At 61.9% G+C, this 21,030-nt stretch carries 22 protein-coding genes, 1 tRNA gene and 1 pseudogene; 10 read left to right on the plus strand and 14 right to left on the minus strand.

The features are described 5' to 3' along the window. Positions 1 to 46: 46 nt before the first annotated feature. Positions 47 to 664, minus strand: a complete 618-nt coding sequence (locus NKI46_RS14965) for a cupin domain-containing protein (RefSeq protein WP_023672469.1) — start codon at positions 662 to 664, stop codon at positions 47 to 49. Between the two features lie 1,346 nt (positions 665 to 2,010). Here NKI46_RS14965 and NKI46_RS14970 point away from each other — a divergent pair. Then, a pseudogene (locus NKI46_RS14970) lies at positions 2,011 to 2,366 on the plus strand (tyrosine-type recombinase/integrase); the annotation flags it as partial. A gap of 65 nt (positions 2,367 to 2,431) precedes the next feature. Here NKI46_RS14970 and NKI46_RS14975 read toward each other — a convergent pair. Then, positions 2,432 to 2,507: transfer RNA gene (locus NKI46_RS14975), tRNA-Ile, on the minus strand. Positions 2,508 to 2,641: 134 nt separating this feature from the next. Between NKI46_RS14975 and NKI46_RS14980 the strand changes: the two genes are divergently transcribed. Then, positions 2,642 to 3,352 carry an SIMPL domain-containing protein gene (locus NKI46_RS14980; RefSeq protein ID WP_023705824.1) on the plus strand — a complete coding sequence of 237 codons (711 nt, stop codon included), beginning with the start codon at positions 2,642 to 2,644 and terminating at the stop codon, positions 3,350 to 3,352. A gap of 258 nt (positions 3,353 to 3,610) precedes the next feature. Here the strand turns inward: NKI46_RS14980 and NKI46_RS14985 are convergent, their stop codons facing one another. Further along, positions 3,611 to 3,955 carry a hypothetical protein gene (locus tag NKI46_RS14985; protein WP_023713887.1) on the minus strand — a complete coding sequence of 115 codons (345 nt, stop codon included), beginning with the start codon at positions 3,953 to 3,955 and terminating at the stop codon, positions 3,611 to 3,613. Positions 3,956 to 4,175: 220 nt separating this feature from the next. Beyond that, positions 4,176 to 4,622: a YcgN family cysteine cluster protein gene (locus NKI46_RS14990; RefSeq protein ID WP_023672465.1), complete on the minus strand. Its 447-nt coding sequence runs from the start codon at positions 4,620 to 4,622 to the stop codon at positions 4,176 to 4,178. A gap of 202 nt (positions 4,623 to 4,824) precedes the next feature. Here NKI46_RS14990 and NKI46_RS14995 point away from each other — a divergent pair, with 202 nt between their 5' ends. Both NKI46_RS14995 and NKI46_RS15000 read left to right on the plus strand, forming a co-directional pair. Continuing rightward, positions 4,825 to 7,005: an OmpA family protein gene (locus NKI46_RS14995; RefSeq protein ID WP_023740177.1), complete on the plus strand. Its 2,181-nt coding sequence runs from the start codon at positions 4,825 to 4,827 to the stop codon at positions 7,003 to 7,005. A gap of 326 nt (positions 7,006 to 7,331) precedes the next feature. Beyond that, positions 7,332 to 7,847, plus strand: coding sequence for a TIGR00645 family protein (locus tag NKI46_RS15000; RefSeq protein WP_023672463.1), 516 nt, complete (start codon positions 7,332 to 7,334; stop codon positions 7,845 to 7,847). 130 nt (positions 7,848 to 7,977) lie between these two features. Here the strand turns inward: NKI46_RS15000 and NKI46_RS15005 are convergent, their stop codons facing one another. The 3 genes from NKI46_RS15005 to NKI46_RS15015 form a co-directional block, all read right to left on the minus strand. Continuing rightward, complete coding sequence (locus NKI46_RS15005; RefSeq protein WP_023740179.1) at positions 7,978 to 8,844, minus strand: SDR family oxidoreductase; 867 nt, start codon at positions 8,842 to 8,844, stop codon at positions 7,978 to 7,980. Positions 8,845 to 8,963: 119 nt separating this feature from the next. Further along, positions 8,964 to 9,671: a helix-turn-helix transcriptional regulator gene (locus NKI46_RS15010; protein WP_155924148.1), complete on the minus strand. Its 708-nt coding sequence runs from the start codon at positions 9,669 to 9,671 to the stop codon at positions 8,964 to 8,966. A gap of 8 nt (positions 9,672 to 9,679) precedes the next feature. Next, the gene (locus NKI46_RS15015) at positions 9,680 to 10,552 is read right to left on the minus strand and encodes a S1C family serine protease (RefSeq protein WP_023740180.1); all 873 of its coding nucleotides are present in this window, start codon (positions 10,550 to 10,552) and stop codon (positions 9,680 to 9,682) included. Positions 10,553 to 10,721: 169 nt separating this feature from the next. On the opposite strand from NKI46_RS15015, the gene NKI46_RS15020 reads away from it, so the two are divergent. Next, positions 10,722 to 11,672 carry a S1C family serine protease gene (locus NKI46_RS15020; RefSeq protein WP_023705829.1) on the plus strand — a complete coding sequence of 317 codons (951 nt, stop codon included), beginning with the start codon at positions 10,722 to 10,724 and terminating at the stop codon, positions 11,670 to 11,672. A 4-nt stretch (positions 11,673 to 11,676) separates the two neighbouring features. On the opposite strand, the gene NKI46_RS15025 is transcribed toward NKI46_RS15020, so the two are convergent. Further along, positions 11,677 to 12,588, minus strand: coding sequence for an arginase family protein (locus NKI46_RS15025; RefSeq protein ID WP_352459476.1), 912 nt, complete (start codon positions 12,586 to 12,588; stop codon positions 11,677 to 11,679). A 94-nt stretch (positions 12,589 to 12,682) separates the two neighbouring features. Next, positions 12,683 to 13,108 (minus strand): VOC family protein, encoded by a 426-nt coding sequence (locus NKI46_RS15030; protein WP_023705831.1) that lies wholly within the window; start codon positions 13,106 to 13,108, stop codon positions 12,683 to 12,685. Between the two features lie 66 nt (positions 13,109 to 13,174). Here NKI46_RS15030 and NKI46_RS15035 point away from each other — a divergent pair, with 66 nt between their 5' ends. After that, positions 13,175 to 13,801, plus strand: a complete 627-nt coding sequence (locus NKI46_RS15035) for a TetR/AcrR family transcriptional regulator (RefSeq protein WP_023740182.1) — start codon at positions 13,175 to 13,177, stop codon at positions 13,799 to 13,801. Here the strand turns inward: NKI46_RS15035 and NKI46_RS15040 are convergent. Next, positions 13,734 to 14,690, minus strand: coding sequence for a LysR family transcriptional regulator (locus NKI46_RS15040; RefSeq protein WP_023683802.1), 957 nt, complete (start codon positions 14,688 to 14,690; stop codon positions 13,734 to 13,736). The genes NKI46_RS15035 and NKI46_RS15040 overlap by 68 nt on opposite strands. A 109-nt stretch (positions 14,691 to 14,799) precedes the next feature. On the opposite strand from NKI46_RS15040, the gene NKI46_RS15045 reads away from it, so the two are divergent. The 3 genes from NKI46_RS15045 (at position 14,800) to NKI46_RS15055 (ending at position 18,440) form a co-directional block, all read left to right on the plus strand. Then, on the plus strand, positions 14,800 to 15,435 hold the full coding sequence (locus NKI46_RS15045) for an FMN-dependent NADH-azoreductase (protein ID WP_023740183.1): 636 nt from the start codon (positions 14,800 to 14,802) through the stop codon (positions 15,433 to 15,435). Between the two features lie 274 nt (positions 15,436 to 15,709). Beyond that, a complete protein-coding gene (locus NKI46_RS15050) occupies positions 15,710 to 17,416 on the plus strand; it encodes an Hsp70 family protein (protein WP_196813689.1) in 1,707 nt (568 codons plus the stop codon). Continuing rightward, entirely contained in the window at positions 17,406 to 18,440 is a 1,035-nt protein-coding gene (locus NKI46_RS15055; protein WP_023749110.1) for a hypothetical protein, read from the plus strand. Before NKI46_RS15050 ends, NKI46_RS15055 begins: the two co-directional genes overlap by 11 nt. Positions 18,441 to 18,511: 71 nt before the next feature. Here the strand turns inward: NKI46_RS15055 and NKI46_RS15060 are convergent, their stop codons facing one another. Together NKI46_RS15060 and NKI46_RS15065 are read right to left on the minus strand one after the other, a co-directional pair. Continuing rightward, on the minus strand, positions 18,512 to 18,805 hold the full coding sequence (locus tag NKI46_RS15060) for an HlyU family transcriptional regulator (RefSeq protein WP_023672451.1): 294 nt from the start codon (positions 18,803 to 18,805) through the stop codon (positions 18,512 to 18,514). A gap of 101 nt (positions 18,806 to 18,906) precedes the next feature. Continuing rightward, positions 18,907 to 19,584, minus strand: a complete 678-nt coding sequence (locus tag NKI46_RS15065) for a PadR family transcriptional regulator (RefSeq protein WP_023672450.1) — start codon at positions 19,582 to 19,584, stop codon at positions 18,907 to 18,909. A 272-nt stretch (positions 19,585 to 19,856) separates the two neighbouring features. Here NKI46_RS15065 and NKI46_RS15070 point away from each other — a divergent pair, with 272 nt between their 5' ends. Then, positions 19,857 to 20,114 carry a DUF2798 domain-containing protein gene (locus tag NKI46_RS15070; protein ID WP_023683797.1) on the plus strand — a complete coding sequence of 86 codons (258 nt, stop codon included), beginning with the start codon at positions 19,857 to 19,859 and terminating at the stop codon, positions 20,112 to 20,114. A 44-nt stretch (positions 20,115 to 20,158) separates the two neighbouring features. On the opposite strand, the gene NKI46_RS15075 is transcribed toward NKI46_RS15070, so the two are convergent. Further along, entirely contained in the window at positions 20,159 to 20,539 is a 381-nt protein-coding gene (locus NKI46_RS15075; RefSeq protein ID WP_023733293.1) for a thiol-disulfide oxidoreductase DCC family protein, read from the minus strand. A gap of 69 nt (positions 20,540 to 20,608) precedes the next feature. Then, positions 20,609 to 20,902, minus strand: coding sequence for a GYD domain-containing protein (locus tag NKI46_RS15080; RefSeq protein ID WP_023733294.1), 294 nt, complete (start codon positions 20,900 to 20,902; stop codon positions 20,609 to 20,611). Positions 20,903 to 21,030 lie beyond the last annotated feature (128 nt).

The raw sequence follows: 21,030 nt of genomic DNA on the forward strand, positions 1-21,030 counted from the left end.
GTGACTTGAATTGGCATCAACGAAGAGAAATGAGGGGCTCGCCCGATCAGAATGTTGCCGGCGTGTTCACCCAGAAAATGCTGGCGCGTTCGTCGCCGACATTGCGGTACCAGTGCGGCAGTTCGGAATTGAAGACGAAGGAATCGCCGGCCGACAGGCGAAACGTCTTTTCGCCGACCATCAATTCGATCGCACCTTCCAGGAGGTAGCCGACTTCCTCGCCAGCGTGCTGGATCGGGCCGGCGCTCTCACCTCCCGCCTCGATGTGATGGATGTTGCACTGCAGGAGATGGCCGGGCGAATACGGAATGACGCGCTCGAGCGAAATGCCTTCGCCGCGCCGAAGCGGATCGAGCGCGATCAACGGCCGCGATCCAGCCCGAAAGACGATGCCTTCCTCACCATCGGATTCCTCGAACATCCAGCCAATGTTGGTGCCAAGCACCTCGACAAGCCGGTGCAGCATGGGAAGCGAGGGCGAGACCTTGCCGTTCTCGACCTTGGAAAGCAGGCTTTCAGAGCAGTTCGCGGCGGCAGCTAGCGCCTTCAAGGTCAGCCCACGCGTCTGCCGGGAGAGTTTCAACCGTATGCCGAGCCGCAGAAGGCTGGTGGCGGTCGAGCGCTCGTCGCCGCCCTTGCTGTTTTGGGTGTCCATCTTGTTCATTTGGGGACGCGAACATCTCCGCTGGTTGGGCTGACTCGTAAAACCGATCCCAGGCGTTGTCCATCCTGTGAAAAACGGACGATGCATCCAATCGTCGGTGGGCCTTTTCAAAACCATCATCCCCCACTAAACGCTACGACGCGTTCGGCGCATTTGCGAGTAACTGCCCGATGCATGCCGCAGAAGTTAGGACAACGCAGGCGTTGATCTCGCAGTACCGCACACCATGATCGAGGCGACCCCAACCTTCCGGGACAAAGTGGTGATCGCTCACTGACCGCGCCGCTGGGGACCGACGCAGCGAACTGCGGCCGTCAGGGCAGCGGGCCATTACTACGACCTGCAATGTCTCATGCAGTCGGAAACCGGCGAGGCCGCGCTCGCCGACCTCGATCTCGACGCCGACTGCGTGCGCCATGCGCGCGTGTTTTTGATCGGCCCGATTATGACCTCGCTTCTGCCGTACCAAGGACCTTCGCGATCGAGCCAACGCCCAAGATGGTCGATGCACTTGCGCGCGACTACGACGTGGCGCATCACTTTTGCCAACCGGCCGAGTATATGGTGTTTGACCTCCATGCGATCCGCACGAGCAGGTACTAGGAAACGATAGGATAGAAGGCTGCGTCGGCTGAACAACACCATCGCCGCCCTTAGCAGCGACACCAAAGCTACGCCGCCCAACCCATAATGGTCAGGGCCACATGCTCTCTTGGTTCTGTCGCACCACCTGAATTCCTCGAGCGATCCGCGCGCCATGTAGACGTCGACGCTCGGATCGTTGACGGCCGCCACCATTTCGGTCCGCCTGCCTTTGTAGCGTGAGCCCACGATCACCGCGCGCAGCTTATGTTCTCCGAGAAGGGCATGAAATAGTGCATCTCACAATTGACCTCGACACCGTCTTTGAGCGCGACGTAGGCGCGATATTCTTGCTCATAGGCCACCCATCGGCCTTTGTCCGGATTAGACGTTTGATGTCTTCGGGGGTGATTTCATCCAGAATGTTGAGGCCCATGTCAGTGAGCGTCGGACGCTTTTTCACATAGTCGACATCATAGAGTGCCTTTTCAGGCACGTCGAAGCCGAGGACTATACCCTTATGGCTGCCTGCGTAGTGCGCCCACATGAGGGGCTGTCCCAGTCCTTGCTCATGCAGATCACGCCGTTCTTGACGCTGAGGTGCCGGCGCATTTCTCGCAGTGCGATCCGATCGGCCTTTTGAGACAGCGTCACGCCGATGAATTCAAAGTCGTCGTTGAGCTGTTCGATTCGGCCGATCCTGATCCGGGGTTCCAAGATCGAGCGCACTTCGACGGGGTTTGATATCGTCCAGGCCAAGAACAAGGGGAACCGGCGGCAAACGGCTTTTCGTGCCAATCACGCCGATGCTGTCCGAGATCCTGGATGCGGCTGACAGGCGCGGGGAGACCGTCTTGGTCAACGCCTATGGGGAGCCCTTCTCCGCCAAGTCCTTGACTGGAATGATGGCGCATTGGTGCAAGCTTGCCGGTCTTCCGAACGGCCTTACCCTGCATGGTTTGAGGAAATCGCTCGGTGTTTATCTGGCGAAGGCCGAGGCCTTCACCAGGCAGATGATGGACGTCTCGGTCACGACGATATCGATCATGCGGAGCTCTATTCGTGCGAGGCATCGCAGGTGCGGCTGGCGGTCCCGGGGATGGATCGAGTCGTGCGGCTGGTCACGCGCAAGCCGATGCTTGGCGAACCTGTCGGCGAACCTCGTGGCGAATCACTCCATAACAATGGTGGGCCCGGAGGGACTCGAACCCCCAACCAAGCGGTTATGAGCCGCCGGCTCTAACCATTGAGCTACAGGCCCCACGCGCGCTGGATTAGTGTTTTTCCTTGCGCGGCACAAGGCTTTCCGGACGGGCTGGCCGAGATCGCCCAAATCAGCCCATATTCGCGCCCTAGTCGACAGGCGCGACTGGATCGCACATCGAGGAGATTTTCATGACCAGACATATTTTGCCGCTCGCACTTGCCGCCGCGATCGCTTTTCCGGCGATGGCAAGCGCTGCCGATTCGCTGCCCCCGCCCCGCATCATCGTGTCGGGTGAAGGCCAGTCGACCGTGGCGCCCGACCTGGCGCTGCTGACGCTCAGCGTCATGCGCGAGGCCAAGACCGCACGCGCGGCACTCGACGCCAACAACGACGCCATGGCCGCCGTGATCGCGGCAATGAAGTCGGCAGGGATCAAGGATCGCGACCTGCAGACCGCCGGCATCCAGATCAACCCGCGTTACAATTACACCAACAAGCCCGACGGCAGCCAGGAAGCCGAGCTTGTCGCTTACCAGGTGACCAACACACTCTCGGTGCGCATTCGCGACATCGACAAAACAGGTGAGGTCCTCGACAAGGCTGTGTCGCTCGGCGTCAACCAGGGCGGCGGCATTTCGTTCTCCAACGAGGATCCGAAGGCTGCCGTCACCGAAGCCCGCAAGAAGGCGGTCGCCGATGCCATGGCCAAGGCCAAGACGCTGGCCGAAGCCGCCGGCGTCAGCATCGGCCGGGTGCTGGAAATCACCGACCAGAACGTTGCGCCGGCGCCGATGCCGATCAATGCCAAGGCCTTCGATGCGGCAGGCGCCGCGGTTCCCGTGCAGGCCGGCGAGAATGCCTACGCCGTGCAGGTAACAGTGACATTCGAGCTTAAGTAGCAGGCCGCCGGGCCGGGCGCGGTTCTGCTGAACCCGTCGGCCGGAACCGCTATCGCCGACATGAAAAACCCCGGAGGACTGGCCTCCGGGGTTTTTTCGAGCCGCACCCTTCCGCGGAGGGAAAGGGGCTCCTGGCTGACCCTAGAAGGGTCATGCCGCTACTCCAGGCTGATCCTCGCGGAGGAACATGCCTCCGGATCGACCTTCGCAGAAGGTCGTATCCCAGACTGATCTTCGCAGAAGATCAGTCTGGTTCTCTTAGCGATAAATAACCGGGCAGCCGCGCTCATTGGCGAACACGATCACAACGCGATCGCCATACTGACGGCCGGCGACCTTCACCACGCGGCGATTGACATCGACGATGCGGACGCGGTGCAGGCCCATGCGCTCGGCCTTGTCGAGGGCGCGATCCGGCGAGCAGCGGCGCCAATTGCGGTCACGGCGAAAGCCGTCCTCATCGTCGCCGGTGTAGACGCCGACGCGGCGGTCATGGTTGTTGCCGAAGCCGAGATAGATCGAGTCCGCCTGGGCGGGCACTGCGGCAAGCGTGCCGAGAGCTACGAGACCCGAAAGGGCTGCCGTCTTGAATGAGTTGAACATTGTCTTCTCTCCTTGTTGAGGGCTTGCGCCCGTCTTGGTCGAACCGATGGGGGGAGAATGCTCCTTGCAATCTGAACTCTTCGCGAACCGGCCGTTCATTTTCGGTTAATCTGCCCGACAGGTTGAAAGCAACCGCCCCTTCCACCGCTGCAAACGATCCTGACCGTCAAAAACGTCCAATGGCGCAGAACGCCCTATGGCAGCGTCCGTTCCAGAATGCTCAGGGCTCGTCATCGAGCATATAGTCGAAATAGTCGTCCGGCTCGGCCAGATCGGTCTCACTGGCGCGGACGCGGCCGCGCATGGAGATGCCGGCATCATGAACGGTCTCGGCACTTCCCGACACCAGCCTGTGCCACCAATAGAGGTCGTGCCCCTCGGCAACCAGCCGGTAGGCACAGGTTTTCGGCAGCCACGTGATGGTGCGCACATTCTGCGGCGTCAGCCCGACACAGTCCGGCACGCGCGCCAGCCGGTTGGCATAGTCCGAACAGCGGCAGCTTTGCCCATCGAACAGCCGGCAGCCGACTGATGTCCAGTAGATCTCGCCGGTGTCCTCGTCCTCGAGTTTAGACAGGCAGCATTTTCCGCAGCCGTCGCACAGCGATTCCCACTCGGTGGGCGTCATCGCTTCCAGCGTCTTGGTCTTCCAGAACGGCGTTTCCATTATGGGTCGAGATGTGGCCTCCGCATGCGGCAAGGTCAAGCTGTTGTGTGACTTCAAGTTCCGGCCGCACCATAGGAAAAACATGAAGTTGCCTTCAAAACGCCGGTCAATCGTCCTTGGGTGCGGGTAATGCCCGCAAACCGGAACCAATCCGGTCAAGGACAGTTTGGGCAGGGATGGGACCCCACAAGGAGAATTTAAGATGAAACGCCAACCACGGGTACTGGCAGGTACGGCACTTGGCCTGCTTATGGCATCCGCGCCGTTGGGCGCATCCCCGTTGCAGGGCAACGCCGTTTTCGGCCCCTTGCAGCACACGGCCGCGCCACTGATCCTGGTCCAGGACGACCCTGCTGCAGATGGTCAGCAGACCGACCAGGAACTGCCGCGCAAAAAGAAACGCCAGCAGGCCGAACAGGCAGCGCCGGCCGCCGAGCAGCCTGCACCGGCTGCAGAGCAACCCGCCCCTGCCGCCGAGGAACAACAGCCGCGCAGGAAGAAGCGGGATCAGCAGCAGACCGAGCAGGCCCCGGCCGAACAGGCCGCACCTGCCGCCGAGGAACAGCAGCCGCGCAAAAAGAAGCGCAATCAACAGCAGCAGATCGAGGCGGCGCCTGCGGATGAGGGCGGCGCCCAGGCAGCGCCGGCGACCGATGAGCAGCCGCTCAAGCCACGCAAGAAGAAGCGTGACCAGCAGCAGATCGAGGCAGCACCGGCTGAACAACCGGCCGAACAGGTAGCTCCGGCAAATGAAGAACAGCCGCTAAAGCCACGCAAGAAGAAGCGCGACCAACAGCAGATCGAAGCGGCGCCCGCTGAACAGCCGGCCCAGCAGCCTGCCGAGCAGGCAGCGCCCACCGAACAGGTGGCGCCGGCAAACGACAACAAGTCGGGCAAGAAAAAGCGAAAGCAGGATCAGCAGATTGAGGCCGCGCCTGCCGACAAAGCGCCAGACGTCAAAGTTGCGCCTGCCGAAGAGCCCGCGCCGCAGGCCGAGCCGATTCAGCCCCCGGCCGATCAGCAAGCGGCTCCCGCCGAAGGTGAACAGCCGAAGGATCAGGCGAAAAAGCACGGCAAAAAAACTGTCGGCGAACAGCCGGTGACGGGCGAACAGCAGCCTGCGACCGGTGAACCACAGCCTGCGGAGCAACCGGCCAATGCCGAGCAGCCCGCGCAACGTGAGACGCCGGCGCAAGGCGAAGCCACGGCCAACCCCGACGAAGCACCCATCCTGGACAGCCAGAAGGATGCCAGGCGCAAGCACCGCAAGGACCAGGGCGGCAACAGCCAAAATGGGAACGGCCAGAATGCTGGCGGCCAGACGGGCGAGCAGCCCGCTCAGGGCGGCACCGAGGCGCAAGCCCCGAAGCCGGCTCCGGTCGACCAGGGACCGCCGCCCATCGACGACAAGTCAGCTCAGCAGGCAATTCAGCCAGAAAAGATCGCCCCGGTGACGGAGGAAAAAGGCAAACGCGTCGAGCGTGCACCCGATGAGAACGTCCGCGACCGCCGGCGTCCGAAAGGCGTCGACGTCGTCAAGGAACTCGGCGACCGCGTCATCCTGCAGTTCAACAACCAGACGATCGTGGAAAGCAATGACGCTCCGCGCATGCACCGCGGCGCCAGGAATGTTTACTATGAGGAACTGTCGGGCGATCGCTCTCGGGAAATCGTCGAGCGCGACAATGGCATCCAGATCGTCACCATCCGCAACCGCAATGGCGACGTCATCAGGCGATCGCGCATCACGCCGGATGGGCACGAATATGTGCTGAGCTATGTCGACGAGCGCAGCTATGACGACGACAATGACTGGCGCGATCCCGGTGACGACCTGCCGCCGATGCGGCTCACCATCCCGCGCCGCGAGTACATCCTCGATTCGGAAGATGTCGAAAGCCCGGACGATTATTACGAGTTCCTCGAACAACCGCCGGTGGAGAAGGTCCAGCGCCTCTATTCCATCGACGAAGTGAAGCGTTCGGCGCGCGTGCGCGACATTGCCCGTCGCGTCGACCTCGATACATTGAACTTCGAGTTCGGCTCGGCCTCGATATCCGACACCGAAGTGCAGAAACTGGAAGGCGTCGCCACGGCCATGGAGAAACTGTTGAAGAAGAACCCGGCCGAAACCTTCCTGATCGAAGGCCACACCGATGCGGTTGGCACGCCGGAAGCAAACCTTGCTCTGTCCGACCGGCGCGCTGAGTCTGTCGCCGAAGCGCTGACCAATGCCTTCGGGATCCCGCCGGAAAACCTGACCACTCAGGGCTATGGCGAGGAATACCTGAAGGTCAACACCACGGCGCCCAACCGCGAGAACCGCCGTGTCGGCATCCGTCGCATCACCTCGCTGGTGGCACCGGTGGCGAGTAACAATTGATCTGCTTTCCAATGGCTTGAGCAGCTTTCTGGAATCAGATCGACAACAAGGACCCATCCCGGCAGATCGGGATGGGTCGAGCTGCGGACAGCAATCCCGGTTCAGCAAGAATTGTACTGGTATTAGAACCGGCTCATTGAATAGAGCGGCCGCCCTCCCCAGATTCAAGCCTGGGCGTTCCCTGCCCCGTCCCGACTCCAGCGGGATGCATTGAACCCCGCCGGCCCTCCCGGCGGGGTTTTTTTGCGTCGCAATTTGCCTTGCAAACTGCGGCAAGCTGATCGAAATACCCCAGTCGACCTCAGAAAGCTGACCGGAACCGCTGCATGAAACGTCTCGAACTCGCCATCGAATCGATCATCCTCGCCTCACGCTGGCTGCTGGTGGTTTTCTACATCGGGCTGGCCCTAGCGCTCGCCGTCTATGCGCTGTCCTTCGGCAAAAAACTCTACGAGTTCGTCATGGTCGCCTTCACACTCGACGACACCGACACCATCCTGAAGATGCTCGGCCTCATCGACGCCGCACTTGTCGCCTCGCTGGTGGTGATGGTGATCATCTCCGGCTACGAGAATTTCGTCAGCCGCTTCGACGACCAGGATGGCGGTGTGCACTGGCTGGGTACGATCGATGTCGGTTCGCTGAAGGTCAAGGTCGCCTCGACCATCGTCGCTATTTCCTCGATCCACCTGTTGCAGGTGTTCCTGAATTCGTCTTCCTATACGATCGACCAGCTGATGTGGCTGACCATCATCCACCTCGCTTTCGTCGTCTCGGCGCTGATGCTGGCCTATATCGACCGGCTGATGGGACTGAGCAAAGGCAAGAAGGGCGAGGAGTGATGAGCCCCTTTCTCCCCGTTCATGGGGAGGTGAGGCTGGTCCGCACAGCGGGCGAAAAGCCAATTGCTTGGTTTTTCGAAAAACGCCGGCAGGTGGATGAGGAAGCAGCGCCGTCGGCCCGTGATTTCCGTCAGTAGATGCTTTTGACGTTCGTCGGCGAATTGGCAAATACCGCGTCCGGCACGAAAAAGTCGCCGGCCAGCGGCCCGGTCGCGCCCGGCGCATAGACCGCGAAATCGGTCACGCCCTCGGCCCGCAGCACCTCTTCATCGATGTAGAAATTGCCTGATGTCTCGCGCGATGGCCGCAGGAAGATGGCGTGTGCGGCATCGGCCATGATGTCGGGTAAGCGGCTCATCGCCGCCACCGTCGCGCCGCCGAGCAGATTGCGCACCGCAGCCGTGTCGATGGTCGAGATCGGCCACAGCGAATTGACCGCGATGCCGTCCTTGGCAAACTCGGCGCTCATCCCCAGCGTGCACATCGACATGCCGAACTTGGCCATGGTGTAGGCGACATGGTTCTTGAACCATTTGGCCTTCATGTCGAGCGGCGGCGCCAGATTCAAGATGTGAGGATTGCTTGCCAACTTCAGGTGCGGAATGCACATTTTCGACACCAGGAAGGTGCCGCGCGTGTTGATCTGGTGCATCAGATCGTAGCGCTTCATGTCCGTCTCCAGCGTGCCGGTGAGCTGGATGGCGCTGGCATTGTTGACGCAGATATCGATGCCGCCGAACTTTTCGACGGTCTTGGCAACCGCCTCAGCCACCTGCGCCTCCTCGCGGATGTCGCACAAAACAGGCAGCGCCTTGCCGCCGGCCTGCTCGATCTCCTCAGCTGCCGAGTAGATCGTGCCCGGCAGCTTCGGATGCGGCTCGGCGGTCTTGGCCGCGATCGTCACATTGGCGCCGTCGCGCGCAGCTCGCAGCGCGATCGAAAGACCGATGCCGCGCGACCCGCCGGAGATGAACAGCGTCTTTCCCTTGAGCGACATGTCTTGGCACCTCCCTTGCTACATCACTGACGCGAACCATTGCGCGGCGGCAATGCACTGCGCAAGGCCTCGGCAGCCTGCAACGGGTTACGCAACGTAGGCTCAAACGGAAAAGGGGGTTAGACCAGCACCAGGCCCTGCCGCATCGCGATCGCGATGGCATCCGTGCGGTTCGCAGCACCCAGCTTGATCAGGATCGCGGCGACGTGGAACTTTGCCGTATGCACGGAGATGTTCAGCCGCCGCGCGATCACCTTGTTGGGCGCGCCTTCGGCCAGCAGCGCCAGCACTTCGGCCTCGCGCGGCGACAGCGCCGGACGGGCGGTAGCGCCATCGTCCAACAGCTCCTCGCCGAACAGCCCGCTATGGCTTCCGCCGTTGGCGGCGCCATCGAAATCGTCGTGGCGAGCGGGCGTCGAACGCCCATCCCTGGACACCCGGTAGCCGGCCGCCGCTAGTCTGACGGCAGCCGCGATCAGATTCGCATCCGACGCCAAAGGCAGCACGGCAAGCACCCGGTTTTCTGGCCGGCCAGCGCTCGCGGATAGCAGCACCCGTGGGATTGCGCTGTTGCCACCATCGGCCCGATCGAGCCAGGCCGCACTGTTCGCAACAGCGTCATCGACGACAGCGACGTCGGCAATCCCGCTGCCGGCCACGACCGGAAGCAGATCGTCCGCCATGGCAAGCGAAGCCGACAGGCGCTCGGCACGCGCGGCATCGTGCAGCGCGATCAGCACCACGAGCTGGCGTCCGCCGCCCGCCACCTCCGGCCCACCCACCTCCGGCCCACCCGCCTCCGGCCTTGTCAGCGTGTCGCTTTCCATCGGCCCTCTCAGCTCAGCGGCTTTTCACCGACGGTCAGCGCGACATCGCGCTGCTCGCCGCCGCGCACCACGCCGAGCGTCACCGCGGCACCCGCGCTATCCGGCCCGAGCTTTCGGATCAGTTCGCGCGGGCCGTGCACGGCCTCGCCATTCCACGCCACGATGATGTCGCCCAGCGCAAGGCCGGCGGCCTTGGCCGGACCATTGTCGTCGAGGCTCATGACCATGGCGCCGCGCGCCGCGCCGTCACGGATCGGGTGCAGGCCGGCGCCGAGATAGCCGCGCGCGACATGGCCCTTTTCACGCAGCGTCGCCACGGCCCGCTCGACCGTCTCATAAGGCATGACCAGCGCACGACCACGCGGCCCGAACAGCAGCATGCCGATCAGCGCGCCCTTGGCGTCAAGCACCGGCCCGCCCTCGAAACGGCCGCCGGCATTGACGGCGAGATTGATGCGCCGATCGATGCTGCCGCCGCGCATCGAGCGCCAGGCGGGGCCGACCTCGCCGACCGAGCCCGAGACAGCCAGCGCCGAGCCCTGACTGCTGCCGACAGCGATGGCGACGTTGCCCGGCCGTACCGCGTCAGCCTTGGCGAGCGCAGGCGCCGCGACCGCGCCGGCCGGCTTCAGAAGCGCTACGCCGGTCGACGGATCGCGACCGACCAGTTCGGCCTTCACCACTTCGCCCGAAGCCAATGTCAATTCGATCTCCTCACCGGCCTCGACAGCTTCCTCGGCGGTGACGAAATAGCCGTCACGCCAGTGGAAGGCGCTGGCGGTGCGATGGTGATGGGTGGTGAAACTTGCCGTTGCCGGCGCAGCCTTGGCGGCGAGATCGGCGATGGCCTCGGAAAATGCATTAAGGTTGAAGTCACTCATGATGATCTCCTGGGTTTTCTCATGCCCCAGATATCGCTCGGCAGTGCGCCCGGAGGTACTCGTCTGACGGCTAGTTACTGGTTTGACTGGCCATCTGGTCAGGTCGCGGCAGTTCGAGCCGCTCCGCACATATAGTCATCATCGCGCCTGAAAACACGGAGCCCTGCCAATGGCCCTCGCCGCCCACAAATTCGAGACCGACGACACACTGCTCGACGCCTATTCGACGACAGTCGCCGACGCCGTCGACCGCATCGGCCCAGCCGTCTGCCGCATCGAGCGCGTCGGTGGCCAAGGTGGCCATGGCTCCGGCTTCGTCATCACCCCGGACGGGCTGGTGGTTACCAATTTCCATGTCGTTGGCGATGCCAAAACGGTGCGCGTCTCTATGCCCGACGGCGCCTCCAGCGAAGGCCGCGTGCTAGGCCGCGACCCCGACACCGACATCGCGCTGGTGCGCGCCGATGGCAGCTTCACCGAAGTCGCGCCGCTCGGCGATTCCAAGCGGCTGCGGCGCGGCCAGATCGCCATTGCCATCGGCAATCCGCTCGGCTTCGAATGGACCGTAACGTCAGGCGTGGTCTCCGCACTTGGCCGTTCGATGCGCGCCTCGACCGGGCGGCTGATCGACGATGTCGTCCAGACCGATGCCGCGCTCAATCCCGGCAATTCCGGCGGACCGCTGGTGTCGTCGGCAGGCGAAGTCATCGGCGTCAACACCGCCATGATCCACGGCGCGCAAGGCATCGCCTTCGCGGTCGCTTCCAACACCGCCAACTTCGTCATTTCGGAGATCATCCGCTTCGGCCGCGTGCGGCGCGCCTTCATCGGCATCTCGGCCGACACCACCAGTTTGCCGCGCCGCGCAGCGCTCCTGTCGCAGGTGACCACCAGTACTGCGGTGCGGCTGCGCAGCGTCGAGAAAGACGGACCCGCGGCGAAGGCCGGCCTCAGGGAAGGCGACATCATCGCGGCGATAGACGGTCGCCCGGTCACCGGCGTCGACGACCTCGTGCGCATGCTCGACGCCGAACGCATCGGCCGCGAGACGCTATGCACAGTGGTGCGCCGCACCGGCGTCAGCCAGGTGACGGTGACGCCGGTAGCAAGGGCGAGCTGAGCCTTTATCGAGGCTTGAGCACCCGCCCGAGCAGCGACACCAGCAGTCGCGCAAGGTCACCGGTCGGGTCGAGGTCGGGATCGTAGATCGTCATGTCCAAGCCGGTGCAGCGCTGGTCCGCTGCCAGCGCCGACAGAATGGCAACGAGTTCATCGGGGTCGATGCCGGGGCTGCCGGGCGAATCCACCGCCGGCATCACCGTCTGGTCGAGCACATCGACATCGAGATGCAGCCAGTAGGGACAGCCGGCGCGCGCCAGCGTCGCTCTTGTCTTTTGCAACACTCCAGCCGCGCCGAGTTCCTGCGCGGCAAAGACGTCGATGCGCGTCACGGCGGTCGCATTGATGTCGGGCCAGGCAAAATCGGCATCGCGGCTCTCGCGTTCGCCGATCTGAACCACCGCCTCGTCGGCGACGAGCGGACCGACAACACCTGGCCATTGCGCCAGCAAAGCCTCGCCGCGTCCGGTGGCAAGTGCCAGATCCATGCCGGCAACCGAGCCGAGTGAGGCATTGACATCGTAGTTGCCGGGATGGCGGAAATCGCTGTGGCCATCGACATGGACCAGGGCGACTGCGCCCGAGCGCCGCGCGGCGACCAGTGCGCCAAGCAGGATCGAGCAGTCGCCGCCGATGATCAGCGGGAACTCGCCTTGCCCAAGCGCACGGGTGACGATCTCGGCAAGATCGAGGTTGAAGCGGCGGATCGCCGGACCATTACGCAGCCTAGTGCCCGGTTGCGGTTCGGTACTGTAGGCGGGTCTGTCGAGATCGACCACCCGCCCCGGCGCCAGCGACTCGATCAAACCAGCTTGGCTCAGCGCTTGCGGCGCACGCCAGGTGCCGGGCACATGGCCCGGCTCCAAGGGCCGAAGGCCGAGATTGGATGGCGCCCGAACAAGGCAGATGTCACGCATGCGGCAGGCCCAGCTTCAACGTCACCAACATAGACCGCATGGTGCGGATCCGGCCACAGCGGCCGGAGCCGCTGCCGACATTTGCTGCCATTGTTCAGGCGCCCGCCGCGCCCGCCGCGAATTGCGCCTGAAATTCCGGGCTGAGCGGGATCGGCTTGATGACGTCGATCAGCACGCCATTGGGATCCCTGGTGATGAAATGGCGCTGGCCGAAGGGTTCGTCGCGCAGCGGGCACAGGATCGGCAGGCCGGCCGCAACGATCCGTTCATAGACAGCATCAGGATCCCTCACCTCGAAATTGATCAGCAGCCCCGATGTGCGGCCGCGCCCCCCCTCGGGGATCGTCTCGTGGTCGCCCTGGACGATACCGAGATTGACCCGGCGATCCTCGGCAGACTGCAGATGCACATACCAGTCGCTCGCAAACAGCGGCTTGAAGCGGAAGTGATTGATATAGAAGGCTTTTGTGCCGGCTACGTCGCCCGTCATCAGCACCGGATAATAGCTCGTCGTCTTCATCTTTCTTTCTCCCGTCAGCCAACATACAGTTTGCATGTAATTCGAAATAACATACAGGCTGCATGTATGCAACGAGAAACCCCGCGCCGCTCCAACCGCGACCGCACCGAAGCGACGCGCGCCGACCTGATCGCTGCGGCGCGCAAACTGTTCATCGAAAAGTCCTATGCCGAGACCGGCACGCCGGAGATCGTTGCGGCCGCCGGCGTCACCCGCGGCGCGCTCTATCACCACTTTGCCGACAAGCAGGCGCTGTTTGCCGCCGTGGTCGAGCAGGAGGCGGCGGCGGTGGCGCAAGAGATCGAGCGCGCCTCGCCGCCTTCTTTGTTTGCCCGCAATGCGCTGATTGCCGGCTCGGACGCCTATCTCGCCGCCATGCGCGCGCCCGGCCGCACGCGGCTTTTGCTGCTCGACGGGCCGGCCGTGCTTGGCCGCGCCGCCATGGATGCGATCGACAATCGCCACGGCAACCGGTCGCTGCGCGAAGGCCTGGTTGCGGCAATGCGCGAACAGTCGATGACCAGACTGCCGGCCGATGCGCTGACCGCTTTGCTCGCCGCTGCCTTCGACCGCGCAGCACTTGCCGTCGAGGCCGGCGCCTCGGCCGAAGACTATCGCGCCGTGCTCATGGCTCTGATCGATGGGCTGTCTCCGGCTCATCTTCAGGCAGGTCGTCCGGGTCGAACTCGTTGAAGCAGCCGAGCTGGCGTTTGAACTGGTCGATCAGCCAGGCCGCCGCCGGTTTCGGGCTACGGTCGGCGCGGTGCATGGCATAGAGCGATGAGCGCACCTCGCTAAAAGGTTCAAGGTCGAGTTCGACCAGCCTGCCGCTGGCCAAATCGTCCGCGATCAGCCAGCGCGGCAACCCGCCCCAGCCCAGCCCCTCGCGCATCAACGTATGCTTGATACGCACATCTGTCAGCCGCCATGTACGATAGGCAAAGACGCCGAAGTCGCGTCCCTTGGTGCGTTCCGACTGGTCACTGACAACCAGCTGGGTGTGCTCTCGCGCATCCTCGAGCGCCACCGGTTTCGGCAGCAGTGCCAGAGGGTGGGTGGGGGCGGCAGCCAGCACGATCGACATGAAGCCGATGCGCACGAGATGCACGTCGACCTCGCCCAGCAAGCCACCGATGCCAAGATCCGACTGTCCGCTGACGACATGGTCGGGGATCAGACCGAGCGTGCCGATATGCAGTCGCATCATCACGGTCGGGAACTGCGCCTCGAACGCCTTCAGCACCCGCACCAGCACCGGCGAGGGCAGCGCCGCGTCAACCGATAGCGCAACTTCAGCCTCCAGCCCCTGATGGTGACCGTCGGCACGCGAACGGATGCGCTGCAGCACGCCGACCATGCGCCGGGCGTCCTCCAGCATCGCCCGGCCGATTTCGGTCAGCTGCGGCTCGCGCGTGCCCTCGCGCTCGAACAGTTTCAGGCCAAGCTGCGCTTCAAGATTGGCGATGCCGTAGCTGATGACGGACTGCGCGCGGTTAAGCTTGCGGCCGGCGGCTGAGAAGCTGCCGGTGTCGGCGACCGCAACCAGGATCTGCAATTGGTCGAGCGTCGGATTGGGCTGCACGGCATACCTACTTTATGGATGGATCGTATAGAAAATATACCAGTTTTTTGAATGGGTCGGTAGGCCCATATCAGGCGGGAGAAATCAATTCCCACTGGAGAGAACCGCTATGTCTATCCTGCTTGTAACCTCGAGCCCGCGCGGCGCTGCCTCGCACTCGACCCGTATCGCTACCGAATTCGCTGAAAAGCTCGTCGCCGCCGACCCGTCGAATACGCTCGTCGTACGCGACCTCGTGGCCAACCCGCTGCCGCATATCGACACCGATTATGCGACCGGCATCTACACCCCCGTTGAAGCCCGCACGCCGCGCCAAGCCGAAGTCGTCGGCGTCTCCGACATCGTGCTTGACGAACTGTTCGCAGCCGACACCGTGATCCTGGCCACCGGCTTCATCAACTTCAACATCTCCTCGACCCTGAAGTCCTGGGTCGATCACATCTCCCGCTCCGGCAAGAGCTTCTCTTATGGCGAGGGTGGTCCCAAGGGCCTCGTCACCGGCAAGAAGGTCTATATCGTACTCGCCTCGGGCGGCATCTATTCCGAAGGTGCGGCCGTGCAGTTCGATCACGCCATCCCCTATCTGCGCGGCGTGCTCGGCTTTCTCGGCATGACCGACGTCGACGTCATCCGGATCGAAGGCGTCGGCATGGGTCCCGACGCCGTGACCGCCGCGCTCGCCAATGCGACGGCCAAGGTCGATGCCGTGGTGGCTGCGAGCCAGCAGGTTGCTGCAGCGGCGTAAGCGCAGGCCCTTCCCACCTGCATTAAAAAAGGCAGGCGCTCCGGCGCCTGCCTCTTTTGTTGTTGCACGAATGTCGACCGGAACGGAGTAGCGCATGTAGTGAAACGCGCCGCGAGATCGCCACGTAACCGTGTACGCGTTGTCGGGTGAATTTTCTTCACATGGGTTTTATCATTCAGATAAGTTCCATTTTGAGTTTTATGCCAAGTACAGTATGCGCAAGTCACATACGTCTTAATGACAAGCCACCTCGAAACCGCTCATGGAGACTTGTTTGTCTGAGTTCCCAATTCTCGGCATTGACCTTGGCACGACCAATTCGTTGGTAGCTCATTTTACCGAAGAAGGCCCCATATTGATCCCCAATGCTATCGGGGCTTTTCTGACGCCTTCTGCCGTGGGGCTTAGCGACAATGGTGACTTGCTGGTCGGCCAGGCAGCCAAGGACAGGCTCGTGTCCAATCCCGATATAAGCACGGCACGATTCAAGCGTTATATGGGCACGGATCACATGGTTCGTCTCGGCCGCAAGGCATTTCGACCGGAAGAGTTGTCCGCGTTCATTCTGCGCTCCTTGAAAGCGGACGCCGAGGCGCATTTCCAGCACCCTATTGACGATGCGGTTATTTCCGTGCCGGCCTACTTCAACGATGTGCAACGCAAGGCAACGATCGCTGCCGCACAACTCGCGGGTCTTAAGGTAAGCCGGCTGATCAATGAACCGACCGCGGCGGCCTTGGCTTATGGCCTGCATCGCAAGGACGATGAAAGCACCTTTCTTGTCGTGGATCTTGGCGGCGGCACATTCGACGTTTCAATTCTGGAGATGTTTTCTGGCGTCATGGAGGTGCGAGCGTCGGCCGGGGACGCATTTCTGGGCGGAGAAGACTTCACGGATATCCTTGTGGCGTTGTTGGGCAAGGATCTTGGCCGTGAAGATTTGGGAAAGGGAGATCTGTCACGGCTGCGTGCGCTGGCTGACGAAGCAAAGCACAAGCTTTCAACCAGCAAAGACGCCGATATCCGATATGTCCTGGACAGCGAACAGAAGCATCTTTCCGTCTCTGCAGATCGTTTTGAGGAGGCAACGACGCAGTTAGTCAACCGGATGAAGGCCCCTTTACAGCGCGCGATGCGCGACGCAAACCTAAGCAACGACCAGATCGACCGGATCATTCTCGTTGGCGGTGCAACGAGAATGCCAATCATCAAGTCTACAATAACCAAGCTTTTCAAGCGTTTTCCGGAACATGATCTCGACCCTGACCATGTCGTGGCCTTGGGCGCGGCGGTACAGGCCGGGCTTGCTTCCCGGCATCAGGCGCTCGACGACATCGTCATGACCGATGTTTCACCCTTCACCTTGGGTATCGAGACAAATCATCAAGTCGGACCGAATAGCCAAACCCTGCCCGGATATTTTGCTCCAATCATCGAGCGCAACACGGTTATTCCAGCGAGCCGGGTTGAGCGTTTCAATACTGTAGTTCCTGGTCAGCAGAAAGTGGAACTCAATGTCTTTCAGGGCGAGGCGCCGCTGGTACGCGACAATGTGAAGATAGGTACATTGAGCGTTCCTGTTCCCGTCAACCGCAACGCAAATGAAGCGGTCGATGTTCGCTTTACCTACGATACGTCCGGAGTGCTTGAAGTCATCGCAACGGTCGTCACTAATGGCAAGGCTCATCGACTTGTCATAGAAGGCAATCCGGGCGCTCTTTCGCAAAAAGACATTCTGCAACGCCTGGCAGAACTTGAACGGATCAAAATCCATCCACGCGAAGAAGCGTTTAACGCGGCGCTCGTCGCGCGCATCACGAAAGCTTTTGAAAATGCCTTGGGGCCGCAACGCAAGATGTTGTCGGCATGGCTTGGGGAATTCGAGGCAATCCTTGCCCGGCAACATCCCAAGGAAATCGCCGCAGTGCGATCCCAAATCACGGGAAAACTCGAAGCGTTAGAGAAGTACGATGTTTATTGATGCGTTTTCCATGCTCGGAATATCCGACCGGGAAGACGTCACCGAACGCGAGATCAAGCGCGCCTACGCTACAAAGCTCAAACTAATCAACGTCGATGAGGATCGCGACAGCTTCATTGCATTGCGTCACGCATTCGAGCAGGCGCGCGATCAGGTCAACCGGCGGGAGTATTTCAAGAAAATTACTTCCCCTGACGAGACACAAATTGCCGAAGACACCGACACGCCCGCGTTGAAGAACGTGCCACTGTCCAACGAGAGTCCGCTTCCCGCTATCCTCGAAGCACGCGCTTTGCGGGCCATGGAAGATGATATCGAGACGCTCCTTATCGAAAATATCGAACCAGATGCACCGAAAGAAGCGGCTCCAGCCCGCACGGCTTCAATTGCCACCGAAGCGCCTGCCCTTCGCGCCATGAAAGCTGTCGAGTCGCTTATCACCGAACCAAGAAAATGGCAGAGAATAGACAGCTGGCTGGCAATTCTGGATGGCGAGCTCCTACAGACGATTGATGACATTCAAGAGTTTGAAACCCGCATGCGGACCTATGTTTGCGAACAATCAGGCTTCGGCGAGCGGCAGCGTCCGTCGGCCAAGCCCTGGATGATGCAGCGCTTGCTTGACTTGCTTGACGAACGCTTTGGCTGGACACACAATCGCGGATCAAACTATTGGGAGCGTCAACAGCTTGACTGGTTGCACGCGCTAATCGATCCTGAGACGGCACCCCAATATCGTATGGCGTCCGCGCCGCAACAGGACCCTGAGCCCGAAACGATCGCACCATCGAGCCAAGCCACCGGTTCGGCGCGTCAATCACCTATTTCCGGGTGGGTATGGGTTATGATCATCTTTGTGCTTGTTAAACTTGCTGCCGCGCTTTCTGGCTCAAATGAGCCCGCGAAAACATTCTCACGGCCCGATGCCACACAACAAGTGCCCGCAGGCGTTCTTCGCGACCTCTGTCGTAATCTGTCGTTTGACGAATGTTTCAAAAAGATGAGTGGGATGCCGGAGCCATAGGCCGAAAAATTATCGAGCGGAAATCGGCGGAAAAGATAAACAACCGGTGCAAATGTTGGCCACCGCAGGCCCTACCCGAACATCCTCTCGCCTTGCTCGTCGACCAACTGCATGCCCTTCTTGATCGAGATGTCGACGGCGTCGTCCAGTCCGGCAAAGCGATCGGCGCGGATGAATTTGTGTTCCTTCATCACGCCGTCGACTTCCTTCGAAACCACGCCGCAGGTCTGGTATTGGCCCCCCTCCGCCTTGTAGGGCGTGGCGCTGATCAAAAATCCCTTGTGCTCAACCTGCTTTGCCGGTGCTGCGCTCTTGGGCTCGCCCCCCTCACCGCCACCACCGAAAAGACGCTTCAGAAAAGACATGGGGCTTCCTCCAACGGCAATCATCCTGCACCACGTCTCGCGGTGCAGGATGATTTTCAGTACCGTTCCTCAGTCGAACGGGCAAGCGTTCTCGCCAGGGGTCAACCGCGCGATAGCGCTTCCAGGGCTTCAGCGGCGGCTTCCAGGACTGCAATCGCCTCGGCCTGCTTTTCAGCCGGCGCGTCGACGAGATCGCCGAGCGCGGCACGCAGCCGGTGGCGCACGGCGCGGAACTCGTCGCGGGCTTCCGAGCGACCCCGTCCACCACGCCGTCCGCCTTCCTCGCCGTCGTCGTTCCAGCCGAACCAGTCCCGCGCTTTGGCCATCTTGCGGCCGAAGCGCTCGAGATGCTCGAGCACGCCGTCGATCATCTCGCGGTTCTCGGCGAGATGCGCCTGGCCCGCCTCGGTGATCGAAAACACCTTCTTGTTGCCGTCGGCGGCTGAAGCCGCATAGCCGGCCTCTTCCAGGAAGGTCAGCGTCGGATAGACGACGCCCGGGCTCGGGCTGTAGATGCCGCTGGTGCGCTCTTCCAGCGCCTTGATGATGTCGTAGCCGTGGCGAGGCGCCTCGGCCAGCAGCGACAGCGTGATCAGCTTGAGATCGCCGTCGGCCAGCATGCGCCCGGCACGAAACATGTCGCCCGGGCCGCCGCGTCCACCGCCACGTCCGCCGTGGCCGAACGGACCAAAGCCGCCGCCCCCTCTTCCACCAAATTTGCCTGCCATGTGCAGGAATGCGCGCTCGGCGCGCTCGCCAAAGGGATGATGTCTATGCATGAATTGCTCCTTGAGTTATATCTTACGATACATCTTAATTAGGCTTGCCCCGCCGACGAGTCAAGATATATCTTACGATGTATCTAAAGGCGGCGCCAGAAGGTTGATTTCGCCGCCGCCGGCAGCTAGAAAGCGCGTGAGGGCCAAAACCTCTCCGTAAGCGTCTGACGTCAAGCAACGCATCCACCCCGGTCTTTCCGGGCAGTTCCGCCGGAAACCCGGCGCAATGGATGCCAAATGCGACGGACCGGATGTTTCAGGAAAATCCAAAAATGACCACGAACCGTAAGCGCGGCAAGCTGCCGGCGCGCTATGCCGCGATCGTCAGCCCGCTGGTGCTGTCGCTGCTGATGACCTTCATCGTCTCGTTCATATCGACGCTGAAAAGCCTTGGACTGCAACCTGATTTGCCGGCTGTCTGGCTCACTGCCTGGGGCCTGTCCTGGCTGGTAGCGTTCCCAACGTTGCTCATGGTGCTGCCGGCGGTGCGCCGCATTGTCGGCTGGCTTTGCGAGCCGGCGTCCCGGTAACGCCCATGACGGTAAGGCCCGCAGATTCTTCGGGCCTTGCCTCGCTACCAGCGGCCCTTGCGCCGGTTCCAGGCATAGAGAAGATCGGCGAAACGATCATAGGCCAAGCGCGTCAGCGGCAGCGCGACCGGATTGCCGAAGAGCGTCGCCAGCCAGCCGTCGCCCGGCGTCGCCCGCCAGACGGCAACCGCGACATCGGCGCCGACCAGCAGCCTGCCTTCGGCATCGGTGGCATGCAGCCGGCGGCGTATGTCCTCCAGCGAGGCGCTGTAGCCAGAGAGCGCCGCCGGTTCGAGGTTGATGTCGCGGAATTCGATCCGCCCGGCCTTGATCGCCTCGATCAGCCGCCGTTTCTGCCGGGTGATGCCGCCATCGCAAACCGGGCAGCGTGTGTTGTACCAGACGGTCAGCGCAGGCTTGGACATGGCGCGACTATCACCCTGACGGCACGGCCCCGCAATATGACGCCGAGCCGCACGGACCCGCGCCCAGCGCTATCCAAGCGAGGCGACGATCTCGCGATAGGCAAATTCCGGGAAAGCCTTGAGCGTTCGCGTCTTGACGCTGCCACCCGTTGCCAGCATCAGGGCGAAACGAGCAAGCACAGCATCGTCGGGCGCCTCGATAATCGCCACCATGTCATATTCGCCCATAGTCAGGTAAAACGCCTTGAACGAGCCGCCCATGTCGGCCAGTTGCTTCTTGGCGGCATCGAGCCGCTTCGGCGACTCTCGGATATTTCTGGCGCCCTGTTCCGTCCAGTTCATCAGCAGGATGTAGGTTGTCATCACACACCTCCCTCCGGCGCCACGGAGCACGGCTGAGGACATCAGCCGGGGCGGACATCCGGTTTTTCGCCCAGAACATGCATCCGACCAGGCAAGTATCCTCCCGACGGAGATGGGCGACAAGAGCC

The sequence above is a fragment of the Mesorhizobium sp. M0615 genome (genome assembly GCF_040320805.1).
GTDB lineage: Bacteria > Pseudomonadota > Alphaproteobacteria > Rhizobiales > Rhizobiaceae > Mesorhizobium.